The organism is Sphingomonas sp. PEI4 (assembly GCF_056679955.1).
Genome location: NZ_CM155258.1, coordinates 3419381 through 3441434 on the forward strand (window position 1 = coordinate 3419381; position 22054 = coordinate 3441434).

The window sequence follows — 22054 nt, forward strand, 5'->3', positions numbered from 1 at the left end:
AACAAGCCTTGGATGACGGGAAGACCCGAAACGCGGTCTTCAAACTTTCGCGCTGTAACGACACCCCTCCCCTTCAGGGGGGGGTATCGACTGGCACCGCCGCTTGGGAAAACACACCCCAACCCTCCCCTGAAGAGGAGGAAGCCGTGATGGATTAACCTGAAGTCATCGCACTCTAAGCTTGCCCCGGCGTAATCTTCTCATAGCTGTCGATATTGGTTTTCGGCCCATGCCCGGTCGGCGCCGCCGGCGGATCACGGTCGGCCGGCTCACGCTCGTCAAGCCCGCCCTCCCACTTCGCCACCACAGTCGCCGCTACCGCATTGCCGATCACGTTCGTCGCCGAGCGCCCCATGTCGAGGAAATGATCCACCGCCAGGATCAGCAGGATGCCCGCCTCCGGGATCTTGAACATCGACAGCGTCCCCGCAATCACCACCAGCGACGCGCGCGGCACGCCCGCAATCCCCTTCGACGTGACCATCAGCACTAGCAGCATCGCGATCTGCTGCCCGATCGGCATGTCTATGCCGTAGGCCTGCGCAATGAACAGCGACGCGAACGTCATGTACATCATCGATCCGTCGAGATTGAACGAATAGCCGAGCGGCAGCACGAAGCTCGCGATCCGTGGCGGCACGCCGAACCGGTCGAGCGCCTCCAACGTCCGCGGATATGCCGCCTCCGACGATGCCGCCGAGAAGGCGAGGATCAAAGGATCACGAATATACCGCACCAGCAACCGCGTCCGCGGCCCGATCAGCAGGAACGCGATCCCGATCAGCATCGCCCACAGCAGCGCCAGCCCGAGATAGAAGGTCAGCATGAAATAGCCGAGATCGCCAAGAATGCTCGGCCCCCGCTCGGCGAGCGTCGCCGTCACCGCCGCGAACACTGCAAACGGCGCAAACCGCATCACGTAATTGGTGATCTGGAGCATCACCGCGACCAGCGCCTCGATCGCCTTGACCAGAGGCGCGGCCTTTTCGCCGACCGCAGTGATCGCGACGCCGACGAACACCGAGAACACGACGATCTGCAAAATTTCGTTGCTCGCCATCGCCGCGATCATCGAATCGGGCACGATATGCGAAATGAACTTGGCAAGATCGAACGCCGCGGCATCGACACCGCTCGAAGCGGTCGCCGGCGGGATCGCGAGCGCGAGGCCCACGCCCGGCTGCAACACGTTGACCAGGATCATGCCCAGCGTCAGCGACAATAGGCTCGCGCAGACGAACCAGCCAAGGCTGCGCAACCCGACGCGACCGAGCGCGCCCGTATCCCCCATATGCGCGATCCCGACGACCAGCGTCGAGAAGACCAGCGGTGCGATGATCATCTTGATCAACCGCAGGAACAGCGACGTCACGATCGAGAAATAGCCGGCGATGTCCTTCAACTGCGCCGCGGACTCCGGCGTGCCGTTGTCGATCGACGCGTTCAGAACCCAGCCGACGACCATCCCCGCGACGAGGCCGAACAAGATGTAATAGGTTAGCCGCTTGGCCATTAATCGCTCCCGAGAATTGCGGACAGGGAAGGGGATTGCGGCGCCCGGGTCAAGGACCCTATCGTCCGGCGATGTCGACCACACCCCGTAAATCCGCCTTCAGTCCCTCGCGTCGCGACCTGCTGAGCCTCGCGATCGCGGCGCCGTTGCTGTCGACCACCGCGATCCTCCGCGCGGCCGAACCCGATCTGTCGGCGCTGTCCGACATCACCGGCACGACCAGGCCGATCAATGCCGCCGAACGCGCCGCGAGGCTGGTCCGCGCGCAGGCGTTGATGAAAGCGGCGGGCATCGGCGCGGTGCTGATCGAGCCGGGATCGTCGATGATCTACTTCACAGGCGTTCGCTGGCACACGAGCGAGCGGCTGACGCTGGCGATCCTGCCGGTCGAAGGCGAGCCGTGCATCGTCACGCCGTTCTTCGAGGAGCCATCGGTGCGCGAGACGCTCGCCGTCCCCGCCGAGGTGCGCGTCTGGCAGGAGGACGAGAACCCGCTCGCCGTCGCCGCCGGCTTCCTGCGCGACCGAAAGCTGGCCGCGCGGCCGATCGGGCTGGAGGCGGAGGTGCGGTATTTCGCCTATGCCGGTCTCCAGCGCGTGCTGCCGGATGCGAAGATCGTGTCCGCCGACCCCGTCGTCCGCGGCTGCCGGATGATCAAGACCCCCGCCGAGATCGCGCTCATGCAGGCGGCGACCGAGGTCACGCTTGCGGCCTATCGCTGGACCAAGCCGCGCGTCGAGAAAGGCATGACCGGCCCGGAGATCGGCGCGCTGATGAACGCCGCGACCCGCAAGCTCGGCGGCGCCCCCGAATTCGCGCTGGCGCTGATCGGCGAAGCGTCCGCCTATCCGCACGGCAGCCGCGAGATCCACCGCGTCGCTGAAGGCCAAGTCGTGCTGATGGATTGCGGCTGCACCGTGCAGGGCTATCAGTCCGACATCTCGCGCACCTGGGTGCACGGCGCGGCGACCGCAGACCAGCGGAAGACCTGGGACCAGGTCGCCCGCGGCCAGCAGATTGCGTTCGCCGCCGCGACAATCGGCGCGACGGCGGGCAGCGTCGACGATGCGGTTCGGCGGCATTACGAAACGCTTGGCTACGGCCCCGGCTACAAACTCCCCGGCCTGTCGCACCGCACCGGCCACGGCATCGGCATGGACGGCCACGAACCCGTCAACCTCGTCCGCGGGGAGGCCACGAAGTTGGCGGCGGGTATGTGTTTCTCCGACGAGCCGGGCATCTACATCCCCGGACGGTACGGCGTGCGGATCGAGGATTGCTTCCACATGACCGACGCTGGCCCGAAATGGTTCAGCGAACCGCCCAAGTCGCTCGACGCGCCGTTGGGGTAATGCCTCCAACGAGGCAGTCACGCTCACCGCGCACTCCACCACCCCGGCGAAGGCCGGGGCCCAATTGGGGGACGGTGATAACGAGGCACCGCGCTCCATTATTTCCACCTTTCCAATTGGGCCCCGGCCTTCGCCGGGGTGGCAGTGTTGTGGGGTGGTGGGTGTGAAAGGGGGCGACGGCAGCACCCCCTTGTTCTCCCGCGAAGGCGGGAGCCCAGTCTGGGTCCCCGCCTTCGCGGGGAAACAAGCTTTCGTCGTTTCAACGGCGTACGTCCGAGCCTCCTCACACACCTCACTTGAGCGAACCGCCCCGCTCGCCTAAGTCCCCGCCATGACATCGACGAACGACATCCGCCGCGGCTTCCTCGACTATTTCGGATCGCAGGGGCACCAGATCGTGCCCTCCGCACCGCTCGTGCCGCAGAACGACCCGACGCTGATGTTCGTCAACGCCGGGATGGTGCCGTTCAAGAACGTCTTCACAGGCCTCGAATCGCGCCCCTACACCACCGCGACCTCGTCGCAGAAATGCGTCCGCGCCGGCGGCAAGCACAATGATCTCGACAATGTCGGCTACACCGCGCGCCACCACACCTTCTTCGAAATGCTCGGCAATTTCTCGTTCGGCGATTATTTCAAGGAACAGGCGATCACCCACGCCTGGACGCTGCTCACGCGCGAATGGGGCCTGTCGCCCGATAAATTGACCGCCACCGTCTATCACACCGACGACGAGGCGTTCGACCTCTGGAAGAAGATCGCGGGCCTGCCCGATCACCGCATCATCCGCATCCCGACCAAGGACAATTTCTGGTCGATGGGCGACAACGGGCCGTGCGGGCCGTGCTCCGAAATCTTCTACGATCACGGCGACCACATCCCCGGCGGCCCTCCCGGCAGCCCCGACGAGGACGGCGATCGTTTCGTCGAGATCTGGAACCTCGTGTTCATGCAGTACGAGCAGGAGAATGCCGAGATCGTCGGCAATTTGCCAAAACCCTCGATCGACACCGGCATGGGGCTCGAGCGTATCGCCGCCGTCATGCAGGGCGTCACCGACAATTACGACACCGACACGTTCAAGGCGCTGATCGCGGCGTCGGGCGCGCTGACGCACACCGCGACCGATGGCGCCAACACCGCCAGTCACCGCGTGATCGCCGATCACCTGCGCACCGCGGGCTTCCTGATCGCGGACGGCGTGCTGCCCGCGAGCGAGGGCCGCGGCTATGTCCTGCGCCGGATCATGCGCCGCGCGATGCGCCACGCACACATCCTCGGCGCCAAGCAGCCGCTGATGCACCGACTGGTCGCCGCGCTCGTCACCGAAATGGGCGCCGCGTATCCCGAACTGTCGCGCGCACGCCCGCTGATCGAGGCGACGTTGCAGCAGGAGGAAACGCGTTTCCGCCAGACGCTCGACAAGGGACTGAAGCTGCTCGACGAGGCAACTACCGGGATGACCGACGGCACGCTGGCCGGCGACGTCGCGTTCAAGCTCTATGACACCTTCGGCTTCCCGTACGACCTGACCGAGGATGCGCTGCGCGAGCGCAACATCGCCGTCGACCGCGAAGGCTTCGACACTGCGATGGCCGAGCAGAAGCGCGCCGCCCGCGCCGCCTGGAAGGGCTCGGGCGCAAAGGCCTCGGACGACATCTGGTTCGACATCGTCGAGCAGACCGGCGGCACCGAGTTCCTCGGCTACGCGTCGGATACCGGCGAGGGCGAAGTCGTCGCTTTGGTCAAGGACGGCGCGCGGGTCGACCACGCAACGGTCGGCGATACGGTCGCGATCGTCGTCAACCAGACGCCCTTTTATGGCGAGAGCGGTGGACAGGTCGGCGACGCGGGCCACATCTCGAACGACACCGGTTTACGTGCCAACGTCACCGAGACCTCGAAGCAACTAGGCCGCGTCTTCGTCCATCACGCGATCGTCAATGCGGGCGAGATCAAGGTTGGCGATCCGGTCAAGCTCCAGATCGACGTCGCGCGCCGCGCACAGATCCGCGCCAACCACTCCGCGACCCATCTGCTGCACGAGGCCCTGCGCGAACGCCTCGGCAAGCACGTCGCGCAGAAGGGGAGCCTCGTCGCGCCCGATCGCCTGCGCTTCGACTTCTCGCAGCCGGTCGCGATGACCCCCGCCGACATCGCGCAGGTCGAGGCCGACGTGAACGCGCAGGTTCGCGGCAACGGCGCGGTGACGACGCTGCTGATGACCCCCGACGACGCGATCGCGATGGGCGCGATGGCGCTGTTCGGCGAAAAATATGGCGACGAAGTGCGCGTCGTGTCGATGGGGTCGACTGACGAGGGCACGTACTCGATCGAGCTGTGCGGCGGCACACATGTCAACGCGCTCGGCGATATCGGCCTGTTCAAGGTCGTTGGCGAAGGCGCAGTGTCCAGCGGTATCCGCCGTGTCGAAGCCCTCACCGGCGAAGCGGCACGCGCGTATCTGACCGGCCGCGACGATCGCCTGCGCGAAGCAGCGGCGGTCTTGAAGTCGACCCCCGACGAGGTTCCGGCACGCGTCGCGTCGCTGCTCGAAGACCGCCGCCGCCTCGAACGCGAACTCGCCGATGCGAAGAAGGCACTTGCGCTCGGCGGGGGTGGCTCCGGCGAAGCGGCAGGCCCCGAACAGGTCGGCGGCGTCGCGTTCATCGGCCAAGTGCTCAACGACTTCGAAGCCAAGGGTCTACGGGGCGCGGTCGACGAGGCCAAACAGCGCCTTGGCTCCGGCATCGCGGTAATGGTTGCGATCAACGAAGGCCGCGCCTCGGTCGCGGTCGGCGTGACGGCGGATCTGGTAGCGAGCCACAACGCGGTGGACCTGCTCAAGATTGCGGTAGCGACGCTCGGCGGGCAGGGCGGCGGTGGCCGTCCCGACATGGCGCAGGGCGGTGGCCCGGATGGCGACAAGGCAGCGGAAGCAGTCGCCGCGGTGCGCGCCGCGCTTGAGGTCATTAACGCATAATCCTGTCGAAGCGCTAAGGGTTCGGCGTCACGATGATGATTTCTAGGAGAGCATCATGATCGTGACGACCCTGATCCAGACGGTTTCTGCGATCTTGCCGACAGCGCCTTCGGCACCACCCGCGCCACCTGCCCCGCCGATGATGCAGCGGGCCTTCATGCAAGGCGGGTTCGACGGTAGGATGCCTGTCGAGCGCTATGTCGTCGATGTCGATGTCCGGGCTGATGGCGCGGTCGTCTGGGCAGGGCCGATGCGCGTGTCGTCGAGCACCACGGCAAGCTTTAGACGCGATCAGACCGACGCTGACGAAAATGATTGCGGTACGCGGGGCGGATACCGAAACGGCATGCAGACGGGGTTCTCGCTGCAGTTGCGGCCGACCCGGTTTGGCGAGGCGGAGAGCGGCATCGCGATGACGTTACGCTGGACCCGGCCCGGAACCGGGCAATGTCCGGTCCAGTCGAGTACGCGAACGATCGAGATGAACGACGCGGTCGCTCTGCGATCGGGAGAAACGGTTACGTTGAAGGGGGACGGTGGCCTCGTCATCAAACTTCACCGCCGACCGTAAAGGAGCGCTCAGCCCCGCATCTTCGTCAGCGTAGTCCCGGCGGTGATGGCCTCGATATCTGTCACCAGATGCAACAACCGCACACCAGACCGTGCCATCGCCTGTTCGAGAGCCCTCGCAAAATCCTCGGTCCGAGAAACAGTCTCAGCCCAACACCCATAAGCCCGCCCCAGCGCGGCAAAGTCCGGGTTCCGCAACCCAGTCCCCGAAACCCGCCCCGGATATTCCCGCTCCTGGTGCATGCGGATCGTCCCGTACCCGCCATTGTCCACCACCAGCACCAGCATGTCCGCCCCGTGCGCAACCGCAGTCGCCAGTTCCTGCCCGTTCATCAGGAAACACCCGTCCCCCGCAAGCGCGACAACCATCCGCTCCGGATGCCGCAAAGACGCCGCGACCGCAGCCGGCACGCCATACCCCATCGCCCCTGCGGTCGGCGCAAGCTGCGTCCCCGGCCCGGCATACGCCCAATACCGATGCCACCAGCCCGAATAATTCCCCGCGCCATTGCAGATGATCGCATCCGCCGGCAGCCGCTCGCGCATCGCCGCCACGCATGGCCCCAGGTCCATGACCAGATCCCGCGGAGTCGGCGTAGACCACGCGAGCCACTCCGCATGTGCCTCGGACCCAGCCGACCGCGGCGGCAGGTCAAGCACCAGCAGCGCCTCCGCAAACTCCTCCATCCCCGCACACACCGCCACATCAGCACGATAGGCACGGTGCAGCTCATCCGGATCGGGATGCACATGGATCAGCCGCTGCCCCGGATGATCCGGCGTAATCAGTGCGTAACCATCGGTTGTAGCCTCCCCCAGACGAGGCCCGACGATCAGCAGCAGATCCGCCGCCTTCACCCGCTCGACCAGCTTCGGATTGGGCCCGTACCCCAAATTCCCCGCCCACACCGGACAGTCGTTAGGAATGGCATCCTGCCGCCGAAACGCCGCCGCCACCGGAACGCCGTTACGATCCGCCCACGTCGAGAACGCCCCCGAAGCCGCCACATCCCACCCCGCGCCCCCGACGATTGCCACCGGCCGCTCCGCCGTCGTCAGCAAGTCGGCGAGCAAATCCATCGTATCGGCATCGCAAGCCTGCGCCACCCGCTCGACCCGCGGCCGATCGACCGCCTCGACCGCATCCAGCAACATATCCTCGGGCAGAGCCAGCACGACCGGCCCCGGCCGCCCCGACATCGCCGTCGCATAGGCGCGCGCGACATATTCCGGTATCCGCCGCGCATCGTCGATCCGCGCCGCCCATTTCGCGATGGGGGCAAACATCGCCTGGAAATCGATCTCCTGGAACGCCTCGCGGTCGCGCGTGCCGCGGTCGATATCGCCAACGAAGAGGATCATCGGCTGCGAATCCTGCATCGCGACATGCACGCCGATCGACGCATTGGTCGCGCCCGGCCCGCGGGTGACGAATGCGATCCCCGGCCGATGCGTCAGCGTCCCGTCCGCGCACGCCATATACGCAACGCCGCCCTCCTGCCGGCACACGACGAGGTCGATCGCCGGCGTATCGTGCAACGCGTCGAGGACGGCCAGGAAACTCTCTCCCGGCACGGTGAAAATCCGGTCGCAGCCCTGTGCGACGAGTTGGTCGACCAGGATACGGCCGCCGGTGCGTGGTATGATCATCGGCGCATCCTGCCGTCCGTTGTGCGCGAAGTCGAGAAACGGTTACGCTGGCGTCGAAGCCGGGACCAACCCGACTCGCCCGGAGAGGATCATGACCGACTTCACCACCGTCGCCGACGGCCTGCGCTTTCCCGAGGGTCCGGTCGCTATGCCCGACGGCGGCGTCATCCTCGTCGAGATCGAAGCCGGCCGGATCACCCGTATCGCGGCCGACTGTACCAAGTCGACGGTCGCCGAACCCGGCGGCGGCCCCAACGGTCTCGCGATCGGCCCCGACGGCAAGCTCTATTGCTGCTACAATGGCGGCTTCGCATGGCGTGAGGCGAACGGCTTCCTCACCCCGCACGGCCAGCCGCACGACTATTCCGGCGGCCGCATCGAGCGCATCGACATCGCCACCGGCGCGGTCGAGATCCTCTACAAGGACGGCGATTTCGGCTGCTCGCTCCGAGGTCCCAACGACATCGTCTTCGACTCGCACGGCGGCTTCTGGTTCACCGACCACGGAAAATCGCGCGACCGCGAACGCGACATCACCGGCATCTTCTACGCGAAAGCCGACGGCAGCCACCTCGAAGAAGTGATCTTTCCGAGCGAGAACCCCAACGGTATCGGCCTCTCGCCAGACGGCACGCGGCTCTACGCGGCGGAAACCTTTACCTGCCGCCTCATGGCCTTTGACCTCGTCACACCCGGCAAGGTCGCCAGCGCCTCTGGCACGCCGCTCTACCGCCCCGCCGGCTACAAGTTCTTCGACTCGCTCGGCGTCGAGGCGTGCGGCAACATCTGCGTCGCGACGATCGGCGAATGCGGGATCAGCGTGATCTCGCCGGCGGGGGAGCTGGTCGAATTCGTCGCCACCGACGACGTCTTCACCACCAACATCTGCTGGGGCGGCGCGGACGGCATGGACGCGTACATCACCTGTTCCGGCAGCGGCCGGCTGGTGAAGATGCGGTGGAGGCGCCCCGGCTTGAAGCTGGCGTACTGAAGGGATGGGAAGGAGGGCGTCCAGCTCCTCCGTCACCCCGGACCTGTTCCGAGGTCCACCGTTCCGCATGCTCACTACTATCGAGTCCGCGGAACCGTGGATGCCGGAACAAGCCCGGCATGACGGAGAGTAGCCAAGCGTGGCTCGACTGACGTTGCCGAGCGAGAGGCGGCAGCTTATGCGAGGCGAAAGACCAGAGGAGGATGCATGGCGAACAAGCGCTATACCGACGCGGCAACGGCACTCGACGGCGTGCTGTTCGACGGCATGACGATCTGCGCGGGCGGGTTCGGGCTGTGCGGCATCCCCGAACGGCTGATCGACGCGATCGAAGCGTCGGGCGTGAAAGACCTCACGATCGCCAGCAACAATGCCGGAATCGACGGGCAGGGGCTAGGGAAACTGCTCCGCTCGCGGCAGGTGAAGAAGATGATCTCGTCCTATGTCGGCGAAAACAAGGAATTCGAGCGGCAGTATCTGAGCGGCGAACTCGAGGTCGAGTTCTGCCCGCAGGGGACACTCGCCGAACGCTGCCGGGCAGGGGGGGCAGGCATTCCCGGCTTTTACACCAGGACCGGCGTCGGCACGCAGGTCGCCGAGGGCAAAGAAGTGAAGGTCTTCGACGGCCAGGACTATATCCTCGAACGCGGCATCCGCGCCGATCTCGCGATCATCAAGGGCTGGAAGGCGGACGAAAGCGGCAACCTCATCTTCCGCAAGACCGCGCGCAACTTCAACCAGCCGATGGCGACCGCTGGCAAGATCTGTGTCGCCGAGGTCGAGGAGATCGTGCCCGTGGGGAGCCTCGATCCTGACGCGATCCACCTGCCCGGCATCTACGTGAAGCGCATGATCGTCGGCGCGCCTTACGACAAGCAGATCGAATTCCGCACCGTCCGCGAGCGCGCGACGGCATGACGCGAAGCTTGTTGGTAGATCGCAAACGCAACCCGTTCTCCTGCGAACGCAGGAGCCCAGGGTCACGAGTGTTGCGGGTGGTATCCTGGACCCCTGCTTTCGCAGGGGCACTGGCGCTCCAGGGGTGCGTGAGTGTCTCCGCGCCGACGTCGATAACGCCAAGCATCGCCGCGCCCGTCACCGTCGACGGCGTCCCCGCCGGCATGCAGTATCTTTACGCCTCGGGCGAAGCCGCAGCCGCAAGCGTCCAGGCCTGGAACGCACTCGTCGGCTACGTCCGCGCGCAGCGCACGCCAACTTCCGTCGTCCTCGCCCAAGGTGCCTCGCTCGCCGCCCCGACCTGGACCACCTGCGGCACCAAACCCAAGGCCGCCGTGTTCGACGTCGACGAGACTGTCCTCCTCAACCTCGGCTTCGAATACGACGCGTCCTCCGGCCAACCCTGGTCCGATCCTCGCTGGCAGGAGTGGGAGCGCACCGGCGTCAAGCAGGTCGCCCCCGTTCCCGGCGCCCTCGCCGCGCTAACCGCCCTCCGCGCGATGGGTGTCACAGTAATCTTCAACTCCAACCGCTCCGCCGCCAACGCCGCGCAGACCGAGGCGGCGATCGAAGCCGCAGGCTTCGGCCCAGCCCGCCACGGCGAAACCCTCTTCCTCGCCGGCGACGACGCGCTCGGCTCGAAGAAGGACGGCCGCCGCGCGAGGATCTCTGGCAAATACTGCGTCGTCGCGATGGGCGGCGACCAACTCGGCGATTTCAGCGACCTGTTCAACGCCGGCCAGACTCCCGCCGCCCGCCGCGCCGCGGTCCAGTCGCCCGCGATCGCCGCGAAATGGGGGGCAGGGTGGTTCGTGCTGCCCAACCCGGTCTACGGCACCGCGCTCAAAGGCAATCGCGACGAGGTATTCCCGCCAGCAGTCCGCTGGGCCCCGACAGGAGGCGTACGCTAATGGCCGATCACCCCAACGCGATCGTACTCGACAAGGGCGCGCAATTGACGAGCGAATCGGTCGAGGTCGCGCGCATCTGGATCACCAACGGCGCCGGCAGCAACGTGCTGATCGACGCCGGCATACTCGAGGATCCGACCGTGTTCGGCTACCTGATCGCCGACACGATCCGCCACGCCGCGCGCGCCTATGCGGGCACTTGGGGCATCGACGAGGACGCAGCCTTGCAGGCGATCGTCGACGGCGTCGGCACCGAACTCCGCGAGCAGTTCACGACCATCACCACCATCCAGGAAGGAACGATCAACTGATGCCCTGGGACCGTAATCAGATGGCCGCGCGTGCAGCGCAGGAACTCAAGGACGGCTATTACGTCAACCTCGGCATCGGCATCCCGACTTTGGTCGCGAACAACATCCCCGAGGGGATGACCGTCACGCTGCAATCCGAGAACGGCATGCTCGGGATCGGCCCGTTCCCCTATGCGGGCGAGGAGGACGCCGACCTGATCAACGCCGGCAAGCAGACGATCAGCGAACTCCCCTCGTCGGCGTATTTCAGCTCGTCGGACAGCTTCGCGATGATCCGCGGCGGCCATATCGACCTGACAGTGCTCGGCGCGATGGAGGTCAGCGAAGGTGGCGACATCGCCAACTGGATGATCCCGGGCAAGATGATCAAGGGCATGGGCGGCGCGATGGACCTCGTCGCAGGCGTGAAGCAGATCATCGTGGTGATGGACCACACCGCCAAGGACGGCACACCGAAGTTCATCCCGTCCTGCTCGTTGCCGCTGACGGGCAAGAACGTCGTCGACATGATCGTCACGGACTTGGCCGTATTCCAGCGCCCCGATCACGACACCCCATTCAAGCTCGTCGAGCTTGCCCCCGGCGTGACCGGTGACGAGATCGCCGCGAAGACCACCGCGAGCTACACCGCCTGATGGGCTACACCCTCGTCACCGCAAACCGCAATTACTCGAGTTGGTCGCTGCGGTCCTGGGTCTTGATGAAGGCTCTCGGCATCGCGTTCGAGGACCGGATCGAGCCGTTCCTGGCGCCCGTCAATTACGAGACGTTCCGCGCATTCTCGCCGACCGGGCAGGTGCCGGTGCTGATCGACGGCACGCGGACGGTATGGGACTCGTTCGGTATCGTCCTCTACCTCGCCGAGAGGCATGAAGGCGTATGGCCGGTCGACGAAGAGGCGCGCGCATGGGCGATCTGCGCGACGGCGGAGATGCATGGCGGGTTCTCCGCACTCCGGGGCGAGCGGACGATGAACATCGGCGTCCGCGTCGATGCTGCCCCCGGAAGCATCGCGCTCGACCGCGACGTCGCGCGCGTCGCCGAACTCTGGAGCGAAGGCCTCGACCGGTTCGGCGGACCTTGGCTCGCCGGTGCCGAGTTCACCGCCGTCGATGCCTTCTACGCCCCCGTCGCGTTTCGCGTGCGGACCTACGGGATAGAGGTCGGTCCGGCAGGCTTGGCCTGGGTCGACCACGTCCTGGCGCATCCGGCGATGCGCGAATGGGAGACGGTTGCGCTCGCCGAGACATGGCGCGAGGAGAGTCACGAGGCTGACCTGGTCACATGCGGATCGATCACTGCGGACTTCCGGCGCTGATGCCCCGATCCGTCGTGCGTGCTGCAATTGTCATAGGGCTGATCGTGATCCTCATCGCGGGCACGGCGTTCACGGCGGGCCCCGGCACGCTCAGCGTGCTCGACGGCGTGATGGGCGGCGGTCGCGGCACCGCGCGTATTCGCGAAGGCGTCCCGTTCGGCACGCACGGTCAGAAGCTCGACGTCTGGCGCCCGTCCGGCGGCGCGAAGACCGGCCTGCCGGTGCTGATCTTCTGGTACGGCGGCGGCTGGGTCCACGGCTCGCGCGGTGCCTACGCGTTCGCGGCGCGGGCCTATGCGAAGGCAGGCTACGTCGTCGTCATGCCGGACTATCGCAAAGTCCCCGACGTGCGCTTTCCCGCCTTCCTCCAGGACGGTGCCGAAGCGGTGAAATGGACCCGCGACCACATCGCAGAGGCCGGCGGCGACCCCAACCGGATCGCCGTCGCAGGCCATTCCGCAGGCGCCTACACCGTCGCGATGCTGACGCTCGACCGGCGCTGGTTGAAGGCGGAAGGCGTAGACCCACAGATCATCAAGGCCGCGGTCGGCCTGTGCGGCCCGTACGACTTCTACCCCTTCACCGCCAAGCGCGCGATCGACGCGATGCAGGGCGCCGCCGACCCGGTGATGACCCAGCCGATCCACTTCGCCCGAGGCGATGCCCCGCCGATGCTGCTGATAACCGCCGGCAACGACACGCAGGTAAAGCCGCACAACGCGGTCAACCTGACCGCTCGGCTGAAAGCGCTCGGCGCGCCGGTGACGCACATCGATTATCCGGGGTTGAGCCACGAGAACGTCGCGATGGCGTTGTCGAAGCCTTTCCGCGGGAAAGCGCCGGTCCTGGCGGACAGCGTCGCGTTCCTGAACAAGGCGATGCCTCTCCTCCCGTCATCCTGACGAAAGTCAGGACCCAGGATACCAAGCGCTGCCTTTCGTAACTCTGGATCCTGACTGTCGTCAGGATGACGGGGTAGGAGCAATGTTTCCCCGCTCAGGCAGGACAACAAACTTCCTTCGAGCGCGCCCCTGCCTCATCCGAACGACCGAAAATTACATGCAACCTTGGCGCAGCATCCCTTTTCGGTTAACGCGCCCTCATCATGGCCACTCCGCAAACGCTGTACGAAAAGATCTGGGCGTCGCACGTCGTCGAACGCCGCGACGACGGCACCTGCCTGATCTATATCGACCGTCATCTCGTCCACGAAGTCACCAGCCCGCAAGCCTTCGAAGGTCTCCGCGTAGCAGGCCGCAAGGTGCGCCGCCCCGACCTGACGCTAGCCGTCCCCGATCACAACCTCCCGACGACCGCGCGCAGGGACGCCGCCGGTCGCGTCCTGCCGATCGCCGACCCCGAAAGCGCACAGCAGCTCGACGCGCTCCGCCGCAACACGTCCGAGTTCGGCATCGACTATATCGACGCAATGGCCATCGAGCAGGGCATCGTCCACGTCGTCGGCCCGGAGCAGGGCTTCACGCTGCCCGGCACGACTTTGGTCTGCGGCGACAGCCACACCTCCGCACACGGCGCACTCGGCGCTTTGGCGTTCGGGATCGGCACCAGCGAAGTCGAACACGTCCTCGCCACGCAGACGCTGTTGCTGTCGCAGGCCAAGACGATGGAAGTCCGCGTCGACGGCGAACTCGGCTTCGGCGTATCCCCGAAGGACGTCATCCTCGCGATCATCGGCAAGATCGGCGCAGCGGGCGGCACCGGCCACGTCATCGAATTCACCGGCAGCGTGATCCGCGCGATGTCGATCGAGGGGCGCCTGACGATCGCCAACATGTCGATCGAGGCGGGCGCGCGCGCCGGCCTGATCGCCCCCGACGACACGACCTTCGCGTATCTCAAGGGCCGCCCGATGGCTCCGACTGGCGAGAACTGGGACCGCGCCGTCACCTGGTGGCGCAGCCTCGCGACCGATCCCGGCGCGCGCTACGACAAGTCCGTCACGCTCGACGCCGGCGATATCGCGCCCGGCCTGACCTGGGGCACCAGTCCCGAGGACGTCGTGTCGATCACCGGTCTCGTTCCCGAGCCGTCGAGTTTCGCCGATCCCGCCAAGCAGGCCGCTGCGCAGAAATCGCTCGATTATATGGGCCTCACCGCCGGCACCGCGATGCGCGACGTGCCGATCCAGCACGTCTTCATCGGCAGCTGCACGAACAGCCGCATCGAAGACCTGCGCGCCGCTGCGGCGATCGCCGATGGTCGCCATGTCGCGACCGGGGTTCGGGCGCTTGTCGTCCCCGGCTCGGGCCTGGTGAAGCGCCAGGCCGAAGCCGAAGGGCTCGACCGGATCTTCATCACCGCCGGTTTCGAGTGGCGCGAACCGGGCTGTTCGATGTGTCTTGCGATGAACCCGGACAAAGTCCCTGCGGGGGAGCGTTGCGCATCCACGTCGAACCGCAATTTCGTCGGCAGACAGGGTCCCGGTGCGCGCACGCATCTGGTATCACCCGCGATGGCGGCGGCGGCGGCGGTAACCGGCAAGCTGAGCGACGTCAGAGAGTTGATGGGGGAAAGAACGTGAAGAAGGTTTTCGTACTGCTGGCGGCTGGCGCAATGCTCAGCGGCGTCGCGGCCTATGTCGCATCGGCGCGCACGGCTCCAGAGCAAGCGGGCCCGGAGCGCACGGAGCAACGATGACTCCCGTCACGACCGTCTCGGGCCGCGCCTATCCATGGGGCGCGAAGAACATCGACACCGACGTCATCATCCCGGCGCACTGGCTGAAGACGATCACGCGCACCGGCCTCGGTCGCGGCGCGTTCGAGACCGTACGTGCGCAACCCGGCAACATCTTCGACGACCCGCGCTACGCCGGCTCGCCGATCCTGATCGCGGGCGACAATTTCGGCTGCGGCTCCAGCCGCGAACACGCCGCCTGGGCGCTCGCCGACATGGGCATCACCGCGGTGATCGCGCCCAGCTTCTCCGATATCTTCTCGGGCAACGCGTTCAAGAACGGCATCGTCCCCGTCGTCCTCCCACAAGACGCGATCGATCGCCTGCTGGAGGTCGCGCAGGACCAGACGGTGACGGTCGATCTCGAGACGATGACGGTCACCACCCCGTTCCAGGACCGCTTCACCTTCGAACTCGACGCATTCCGCCGCCAGTGTCTCATGGAAGGGCTGGACGAAGTCGGCCTGACGCTGGCAAGGGATACCCAGATTTCAAATTTCGAGGAGGCGGTCGCATCGAATCGCCCCTGGATGACGGTGGAGAGCGGGTATGCGAGCATTGGTGTCGAAGGCGATCGGCGGACCTGAAACTCTGGAAATGGTCGAGCTGCCCGATCTGGCAGCCGGCCCCGGACAGGTCGTCGTCGCGGTCAAGGCCTGCGCGATCAACTTCCCCGACGTCCTGATCATCGAGGACAAATACCAGTTCAAGCCTGAGCGACCGTTCGCACCGGGCGGCGAGATCGCCGGCACGATCGACTCGATCGGCGAGGGCGTCACCGGTTGGGAAGTCGGCGACCGGGTCATCGCGATGCTCGGTCACGGCGGACTGTGCGAGAAGGTGATCGCCGACCCCGCCAAGCTCTACCGGCTCCCCAAAGGCCGCAGCTTCGCCGAGGGCGCATCGCTGATCCTCACCTACGGCACGACGATCCACGCGCTGCTCGACCGCGGCCATATCCAGGCGGGGCAGACCTTGCTCGTCCTCGGCGCGGCCGGCGGGGTAGGGCTCGCCGCGGTCGAACTCGGCAAGGCGTTCGGCGCGAAGGTCGTTGCAGCCGTCTCGTCCGAGGAAAAGGCGGCTGCCGCCAAGTCCGCGGGCGCCGACGAAACGCTGATCTACGCCCGCGCCCCGTTCGACAAGGACCAGTCCAAGGCGTTGGCCGAGCAATTCAAGGCCGCGGTCGGTCGCGACGGTGCGCACGTGATCTACGATCCGGTCGGCGGCGACTATGCCGAGCCCGCGCTGCGATCGATCGCGTGGGAGGGCAAGTATCTCGTCGTCGGCTTCCCCGCCGGCATCCCAAGATTGCCGCTCAACCTGACGCTGCTCAAAAGCTGCGACGTCTGTGGCGTATTCTGGGGCGCATTCGCGGCGCGCGATCCGAAGGCGAACCAGGCGCACATCGAAACGCTCTTCGATCTGTGGGCGCAGGGAAAGATCGCCCCGCGCGTGACCGAAGTGTTCGCGTTCGCGGACGGCGGCAAGGCTATCGCGAAAATGGCGGCTCGTGGCGCCATCGGCAAACTGGTCGTGGAGGTCGCCTGATTATCGCCGGCCTCCGCTACGGATCAGATCCACCCGTAGACCGCGGCCGCGATCGCCGTCCACATCGTCAGTGAGACGAGCACGGCGAGGCCGAGACCTCGGACGACATACGTATCCGATTGCGTGGATTTTGTGGGTGTGGGTGCCGACATGTTCATCATCGCTCTCCTGCCCGTGAGATTTGTCACGTGACTGACATATAAGTAGGTACGTTTCGGTCGCGGCTCCAGTTCTATTTTGTCCGACACGGCCGATTATTGCGCAGGGCAGGTCCACGACCTATCTCGGGACCCAAGACGAGACTGAACGGGGACCCGCGCAATGACCACTTTCGACGATCGCGAACGCGCCAGCGAGGCGAATTTCGCGCGCGAAGAGGAGATGGCGTTCCGGATCACCGCACGTCGCAATCGCCTGCTGGGCGGCTGGGCCGCGCAGGAAATGGCGCTCACTCCCGAAGAAACCGATGCCTACGCGACCGCGCTCGTCCATGCCGACATGGAAGGTGGCGGCGATGACGATGTCGTGCGCAAGCTCGTCGGCGATCTGACCGCGGCGGGCCTCGATCATGACGAGGCGACCGTCCGCCGCGCCCTCGCGCAGCAGATGATCGAAGCGCGTCGCCAGCTGCTGGAGTCCCATTGATATGCCGATGACTGCCGACGACATCGCGACCATGATCCGCGATTCTATTCCCGATGCGCAGGTCGAGATCACCGATCTCGCAGGCGACGGCGACCATTATGCTGCCAAGGTCACCGCCGCCAGCTTTGCCGGCATGAGTCGCGTGAAGCAGCACCAGGCGGTCTACGCGGCACTTGGCGGCCGCATGGGCGGCGTCCTGCATGCGCTCCAGCTTACCACCGCAATTTCCTGAGGACCAAGACATGACCGACGATTCCAACGCCCGCATCGATGCCCTGGTGAAAGCCAGCCCCGTAGTGCTGTTCATGAAGGGCAGCCCGTTGTTCCCGCAGTGCGGCTTTTCCAGCCGTGCGATCGCGATCTTGAACCACCTCGAGGTCGAGTTCGAAAGCGTCGACGTGTTGCAGGATCAGGGCATCCGTCAGGGCATCAAGGCCTATTCGGACTGGCCGACCATCCCGCAGCTCTATGTCGACGGCGAATTCGTCGGCGGCTCCGACATCATGATGGAGATGTACGAGAGCGGCGAACTGGCGCAGTTGTTCGAGACGCAGAAGGCTGGCTGATCCGAGAGGCGCCGGGGAGGGTGGATCGACGCGAGACCGGACGGTAGCGGTCGATCCACCCTGCATGAACGCGGATGCGCTCGGTGACGGTGCAGACGGTGCACCGCACGTGCCAACATCGGTGCATCACGGCATTGCGCGCCTCGCGATAGTTAATCGGGAGTGCCGTTCTGCCCGATCTGTAAAGAATAGCGACGGTCCCTCCAATATTGTGGGCCTTGCCATCGCCGCACCGAGCCGCCATCTCGCGTCCATGGCTGAGCATCCGACCGGTATCCCGATCCAGCTCGAGCCGCTCGTCATCCGCGTGCTCGCGCCCAATCCGTCGCCCTACACCTACACCGGCACGCAGACGCACATCGTCGGCACGACCGATCTTGCCGTGATCGATCCAGGCCCCGACGATCCCGCGCACATCGACGCGTTGCTGCGCGAAATCGGTGGCCGCCCGGTCAGCGCGATCGTCGTCACGCATCACCACCGCGACCACAGCCCCGCCACGCGTCCGCTTCAGTCGCTCACCGGCGCGCCGATCGTCGGCGCTGCGCCGTTCGACCTCGACGACGTCGGTGCGCGGGCAGACGCGTCGTTCGATGCTGCCTACGCTCCCGACCGCGTTCTCATCGAGGGCGACACCGTCACGGGCGCAGGCTGGACGCTGGAGGCGATCGCGACGCCCGGTCACACGTCGAATCATCTCGCCTTCGCGCTCCCCGAGACGAAGGCGCTGTTCTCCGGCGACCATGTCATGGGCTGGTCGACGACGATCGTCTCGCCTCCCGACGGCAATATGACGGCGTACATGGCCAGCCTCGAAAAGCTGATGGCCCGCGATGACCGCGTCTATTATCCCGGTCACGGCGAGGCGATCGACAAGCCGCAGCGCCTCGTCCGCGGCATGCTCGGCCACCGCAAGCAACGCGAGGGGCAGATCCTCCGCTTGCTCCGCGACGGTGCGCGGCCGATCCCGGCGATGGTCGAGCGGATGTATGTCGGCCTCGGCTCGCAACTCGTGCCCGCCGCCGAACGGTCGGTGCTGGCGCATTTGTACGACCTGCAAGCCCGCGGACTGGTTATCGAGGAAGGCGAAGCATGGCGAACGACGGCGTGACCGAACCCGTAAGCAAGAGCGGCGTTGCCCCGTTCCTGGCCAAGGCCGTCGGCGTGGTCATGATCCTCGTTCTCGCAGGGCTGCTCGTGCTCTGGGGTGTGCAGCGCTACGTCAGCGACCGCCTCACGCCCGATCCGACGACGATCGCCAGCGCCAGTCTCGAAGGTCTGCGCGAACAGAACCGCCTGTCGGCCTTCGCCGCGCGCTACGTCGCTGTCGTCACTTCGAAACAGTCGCAGCTCGGCTTCACGACCGAGAAGACGCTGATCATGCCCGGCATGGTGCGCTACGAAGTCGACATGGCCAAGCTCACCCAGGCCGACGTCGCATGGGACGGCACGTCCAAAATCTTGTCGGTGCGCCTGCCAGCCGTCGAGGCGGATGGCCCTCAGGTCGATTTGAACGCAGTCCGCGAATACGGCTCGGGCGGCGTGCTGACCACGTTCACCGATGCCGAGAAGCGCCTCGACGCCGCCAACCGCCGCGCCGGCCAGATCGAACTGATCCGCCAGGCGCGCGAGCCGGCGATGATCAAGCTCGCACGCGACGCCACGCGCCGTGCGGTCGAGCGCAGTTTCGCGATGCCGCTCCGTGCCGCCGGGATCGACGCCAGCGTCGCGGTGCGCTTTGCCGACGAGCCGGTCGCGAATACGGAACGCTGGGACACCTCGCGCTCGCTGCAGGACGTGCTAGGGAATCGCCCCTAGAAGACGGGCAACACTCGGGATACGACCATGGAATTGAACCAGAACTTCGCCGGCATCGACATCCGCGCCGAGATCGAGCGCCTCCGCAAGGAGAAGAACGCCGTCATTCTCGCGCATTATTACCAGAAGCCAGAGCTTCAGGACCTAGCCGATTTCGTCGGCGACAGCCTCGATCTGTCACGCAAGGCGGCGGCCACCGACGCCGACGTCATCGCATTCTGCGGCGTACGCTTCATGGCCGAGACCGCCAAGATCCTCTCGCCCGACAAGATCGTCATCCTGCCCGACATGGACGCCGGGTGCAGCCTGGAGGACAGCTGCCCGCCCGAACAGTTCGCGGCCTTCCGCGCCAAGCATCCCGATCACATCGCGCTGACCTACATCAACTGCTCGACGGAGGTGAAGGCGCTCTCCGACATCATTGTCACGTCGTCGTCGGCGGACACGATCCTCGCGCAAATTCCGCTCGACCAGAAGATCATCTTCGGCCCCGACCGCAATCTGGGCGGTTACCTCGCGCGGAAAACCGGCCGCGACATGCTGCTCTGGCCAGGCGTGTGCATCGTCCACGAGGCATTCAGCGAAACCGAACTGATGAAGCTCAAGGCGCAGCATCCCGGCGCGCCCGTCGTCGCGCATCCTGAATGCCCGCCGATCATCCTCGATCACGCTGACTATGTCGGCTCGACGCGAGGCATCCTCGATTACGCGCTGGCGATGCCCGGCGACACGCTGATCGTCGCGACCGAGCCGCACATCATCCACCAGATGGAAAAGGCGTTGCCCAACAAGCGGTTCATCGGTGCGCCGGGCGCGGACGGCAACTGCAACTGCAATATCTGCCCGTACATGGCGCTCAATACGCTGGAAAAGCTGTACGTCGCGCTACGCGATCTGTCGCCGCGGATCGAGATCGAGGAGGGGCTTCGTCTTCAGGCGAAGAAAAGCCTCGATGCGATGCTGTCGATGGCGTCAAAGACGGTCGGCCAAGGCGACCTTGGGCCAAAGTGATCTTGGCGGGGCTGGTCTACCGCCAGCCCCGCTAGGCTCAGGCGGCAGAAACGTCCGCGCCAAGCTGCGCCAAGGCCTGATCGATATGGATCGCAGCGATCGGCAGTTGGAGCGCATCGGCGAGGATCAGCGCCTCGTCCAGCAGGGCGTTCAGGCGTGCGGTATCGGCGATCGTCTTTGTAGGCATGGAAATTTCCTTGGGTCTCTATCTTGCAACTCGTGTCCGGTCGTTAGGTTCCGCCGCTTTCGGAATATTTTGATCATCCGTCGGAATCGTGAATTCGCTGTTCCGACGAGCCGTTTTTTGGCACCGGCGCGTGCATGACATACGCGCCATTTCCGGGAGACTTCAGGTGAATGCAGCATTGCCCGGATCCTTCGATATCGAGGCGTTCGTTGCCGCGACGCTGGCCGAGGATCTCGGTACGATCGGTGACATTACGTCCGCCGCAGTCATCCCGGCCGATGCGCGCTTCACCGGCGTGATGGACAGCCGCGACCCGATCGTCGTCGCAGGCCTCGATCTCGCCGAGGCGTTCTTCCGCGCGCTCGATTCGAACGTGAAGATCGAGCGTCTGGTCAACGACGGCGATCAGGTTCCCGCGGGCACCGAACTCCTGCGGCTCGAAGGGGCAGGGCGGGCGCTGCTCACCGCCGAACGGTCCGCGCTCAACACCGTCCAGCATCTCTCGGGGATCGCGACGATGACCCGGACCTATGTCGATGCGATCGCGGGCACCGGCGCGATCCTGCTCGACACGCGGAAGACGATTCCCGGCCTGCGCGTGCTGGAGAAATACGCGACCCGGATGGGCGGTGCGCAGAACCACCGCATGGGGCTGTGGGATGCGGCGATGATCAAGGACAATCACGTCGCGGTTGCTGGCGGCGTCGCCGAGGCTGTCCGGCGTGCCAAGGCCGCCGGGATCACGCACATCATCGTCGAGGTGGACCGCATCGACCAGATCGAGCACGCACTGGCGGCCGGCGCGACGCACCTGCTGCTCGACAACATGCCGCCGGCAATCTTGCGCGACGCGGTAACGCTCGTCGACGGCCGCGTGCCGACCGAGGCGTCGGGCGGCGTCAACCTAAACACCATCCGCGCGATCGCCGAGACGGGCGTGACCTATGTCTCGGTCGGTCGCTTGACGCAGTCGGCACCCGCGGCGGATATAGGCCTCGACTTCGCAACCGCCTGACGACCGCGCCA

Annotated in this window: 24 protein-coding genes; 20 read left to right on the top strand and 4 right to left on the bottom strand. The window is 65.8% G+C overall.

Going from position 1 to position 22054, the window contains the following annotated elements:
- Window positions 1-175 precede the first annotated feature (175 nt).
- Window positions 176-1513, bottom strand: a complete 1338-nt coding sequence (locus AC1MLZ_RS15810) for a dicarboxylate/amino acid:cation symporter (RefSeq protein WP_480959304.1) — start codon at window positions 1511-1513, stop codon at window positions 176-178.
- 71 nt (window positions 1514-1584) lie between these two features.
- On the opposite strand from AC1MLZ_RS15810, the gene AC1MLZ_RS15815 reads away from it, so the two are divergent.
- The 3 genes from AC1MLZ_RS15815 to AC1MLZ_RS15825 all read left to right on the top strand — a co-directional run bounded on the left by AC1MLZ_RS15815 (window position 1585) and on the right by AC1MLZ_RS15825 (window position 6419).
- Window positions 1585-2865, top strand: a complete 1281-nt coding sequence (locus AC1MLZ_RS15815) for a M24 family metallopeptidase (RefSeq protein WP_480959305.1) — start codon at window positions 1585-1587, stop codon at window positions 2863-2865.
- A gap of 331 nt (window positions 2866-3196) precedes the next feature.
- Window positions 3197-5848: an alanine--tRNA ligase gene (gene alaS, locus AC1MLZ_RS15820; RefSeq protein ID WP_480959306.1), complete on the top strand. Its 2652-nt coding sequence runs from the start codon at window positions 3197-3199 to the stop codon at window positions 5846-5848.
- A 55-nt stretch (window positions 5849-5903) separates the two neighbouring features.
- Entirely contained in the window at window positions 5904-6419 is a 516-nt protein-coding gene (locus tag AC1MLZ_RS15825) for a hypothetical protein (RefSeq protein ID WP_480959307.1), read from the top strand.
- A gap of 8 nt (window positions 6420-6427) precedes the next feature.
- Here the strand turns inward: AC1MLZ_RS15825 and AC1MLZ_RS15830 are convergent, their stop codons facing one another.
- Window positions 6428-8068, bottom strand: coding sequence for a thiamine pyrophosphate-binding protein (locus AC1MLZ_RS15830; RefSeq protein ID WP_480959308.1), 1641 nt, complete (start codon window positions 8066-8068; stop codon window positions 6428-6430).
- A gap of 91 nt (window positions 8069-8159) precedes the next feature.
- Here AC1MLZ_RS15830 and AC1MLZ_RS15835 point away from each other — a divergent pair, with 91 nt between their 5' ends.
- The 10 genes from AC1MLZ_RS15835 to AC1MLZ_RS15880 all read left to right on the top strand — a co-directional run bounded on the left by AC1MLZ_RS15835 (window position 8160) and on the right by AC1MLZ_RS15880 (window position 16801).
- Window positions 8160-9059, top strand: a complete 900-nt coding sequence (locus tag AC1MLZ_RS15835) for an SMP-30/gluconolactonase/LRE family protein (protein ID WP_480959309.1) — start codon at window positions 8160-8162, stop codon at window positions 9057-9059.
- A 207-nt stretch (window positions 9060-9266) separates the two neighbouring features.
- Window positions 9267-9977, top strand: a complete 711-nt coding sequence (locus AC1MLZ_RS15840; protein WP_480959310.1) for a CoA transferase subunit A — start codon at window positions 9267-9269, stop codon at window positions 9975-9977.
- 128 nt (window positions 9978-10105) lie between these two features.
- Window positions 10106-10927 carry an HAD family acid phosphatase gene (locus AC1MLZ_RS15845; protein WP_480959311.1) on the top strand — a complete coding sequence of 274 codons (822 nt, stop codon included), beginning with the start codon at window positions 10106-10108 and terminating at the stop codon, window positions 10925-10927.
- Window positions 10927-11238: a DUF5076 domain-containing protein gene (locus AC1MLZ_RS15850; RefSeq protein ID WP_480959312.1), complete on the top strand. Its 312-nt coding sequence runs from the start codon at window positions 10927-10929 to the stop codon at window positions 11236-11238. The genes AC1MLZ_RS15845 and AC1MLZ_RS15850 overlap by 1 nt, the downstream gene beginning before the upstream one ends.
- Window positions 11238-11873, top strand: coding sequence for a 3-oxoacid CoA-transferase subunit B (locus AC1MLZ_RS15855; protein ID WP_480959313.1), 636 nt, complete (start codon window positions 11238-11240; stop codon window positions 11871-11873). Before AC1MLZ_RS15850 ends, AC1MLZ_RS15855 begins: the two co-directional genes overlap by 1 nt.
- On the top strand, window positions 11873-12556 hold the full coding sequence (locus AC1MLZ_RS15860) for a glutathione S-transferase family protein (RefSeq protein ID WP_480959314.1): 684 nt from the start codon (window positions 11873-11875) through the stop codon (window positions 12554-12556). Before AC1MLZ_RS15855 ends, AC1MLZ_RS15860 begins: the two co-directional genes overlap by 1 nt.
- Entirely contained in the window at window positions 12556-13458 is a 903-nt protein-coding gene (locus AC1MLZ_RS15865; protein ID WP_480959315.1) for an alpha/beta hydrolase, read from the top strand. Before AC1MLZ_RS15860 ends, AC1MLZ_RS15865 begins: the two co-directional genes overlap by 1 nt.
- A gap of 203 nt (window positions 13459-13661) precedes the next feature.
- Window positions 13662-15098, top strand: a complete 1437-nt coding sequence (leuC, locus tag AC1MLZ_RS15870) for a 3-isopropylmalate dehydratase large subunit (protein ID WP_480959316.1) — start codon at window positions 13662-13664, stop codon at window positions 15096-15098.
- Between the two features lie 112 nt (window positions 15099-15210).
- Window positions 15211-15840 (top strand): 3-isopropylmalate dehydratase small subunit, encoded by a 630-nt coding sequence (gene leuD / locus AC1MLZ_RS15875; protein ID WP_480959317.1) that lies wholly within the window; start codon window positions 15211-15213, stop codon window positions 15838-15840.
- The gene (locus AC1MLZ_RS15880; RefSeq protein ID WP_480959318.1) at window positions 15803-16801 is read left to right on the top strand and encodes an NADPH:quinone oxidoreductase family protein; all 999 of its coding nucleotides are present in this window, start codon (window positions 15803-15805) and stop codon (window positions 16799-16801) included. Before leuD ends, AC1MLZ_RS15880 begins: the two co-directional genes overlap by 38 nt.
- 23 nt (window positions 16802-16824) lie before the next feature.
- Here the strand turns inward: AC1MLZ_RS15880 and AC1MLZ_RS15885 are convergent, their stop codons facing one another.
- A complete protein-coding gene (locus tag AC1MLZ_RS15885) occupies window positions 16825-16959 on the bottom strand; it encodes a hypothetical protein (protein WP_480959319.1) in 135 nt (44 codons plus the stop codon).
- Between the two features lie 163 nt (window positions 16960-17122).
- On the opposite strand from AC1MLZ_RS15885, the gene AC1MLZ_RS15890 reads away from it, so the two are divergent.
- The 6 genes from AC1MLZ_RS15890 (at window position 17123) to nadA (ending at window position 20841) form a co-directional block, all read left to right on the top strand.
- Window positions 17123-17446 carry a DUF1476 domain-containing protein gene (locus AC1MLZ_RS15890; protein WP_107962716.1) on the top strand — a complete coding sequence of 108 codons (324 nt, stop codon included), beginning with the start codon at window positions 17123-17125 and terminating at the stop codon, window positions 17444-17446.
- Window position 17447: 1 nt separating this feature from the next.
- Window positions 17448-17678, top strand: a complete 231-nt coding sequence (locus AC1MLZ_RS15895; RefSeq protein ID WP_480959320.1) for a BolA/IbaG family iron-sulfur metabolism protein — start codon at window positions 17448-17450, stop codon at window positions 17676-17678.
- Window positions 17679-17688: 10 nt separating this feature from the next.
- Entirely contained in the window at window positions 17689-18012 is a 324-nt protein-coding gene (gene grxD / locus AC1MLZ_RS15900; RefSeq protein WP_380781529.1) for a Grx4 family monothiol glutaredoxin, read from the top strand.
- 253 nt (window positions 18013-18265) lie between these two features.
- Entirely contained in the window at window positions 18266-19123 is an 858-nt protein-coding gene (locus tag AC1MLZ_RS15905) for an MBL fold metallo-hydrolase (RefSeq protein WP_480959321.1), read from the top strand.
- Window positions 19105-19830 (top strand): DUF4230 domain-containing protein, encoded by a 726-nt coding sequence (locus AC1MLZ_RS15910; protein WP_480959322.1) that lies wholly within the window; start codon window positions 19105-19107, stop codon window positions 19828-19830. Before AC1MLZ_RS15905 ends, AC1MLZ_RS15910 begins: the two co-directional genes overlap by 19 nt.
- Before the next feature lie 27 nt (window positions 19831-19857).
- Window positions 19858-20841 (top strand): quinolinate synthase NadA, encoded by a 984-nt coding sequence (gene nadA, locus AC1MLZ_RS15915; RefSeq protein ID WP_480959323.1) that lies wholly within the window; start codon window positions 19858-19860, stop codon window positions 20839-20841.
- A 37-nt stretch (window positions 20842-20878) separates the two neighbouring features.
- On the opposite strand, the gene AC1MLZ_RS15920 is transcribed toward nadA, so the two are convergent.
- Window positions 20879-21028 (bottom strand): hypothetical protein, encoded by a 150-nt coding sequence (locus AC1MLZ_RS15920; protein ID WP_480959324.1) that lies wholly within the window; start codon window positions 21026-21028, stop codon window positions 20879-20881.
- A gap of 166 nt (window positions 21029-21194) precedes the next feature.
- On the opposite strand from AC1MLZ_RS15920, the gene nadC reads away from it, so the two are divergent.
- Entirely contained in the window at window positions 21195-22043 is an 849-nt protein-coding gene (nadC, locus tag AC1MLZ_RS15925; RefSeq protein ID WP_480959325.1) for a carboxylating nicotinate-nucleotide diphosphorylase, read from the top strand.
- Window positions 22044-22054 lie beyond the last annotated feature (11 nt).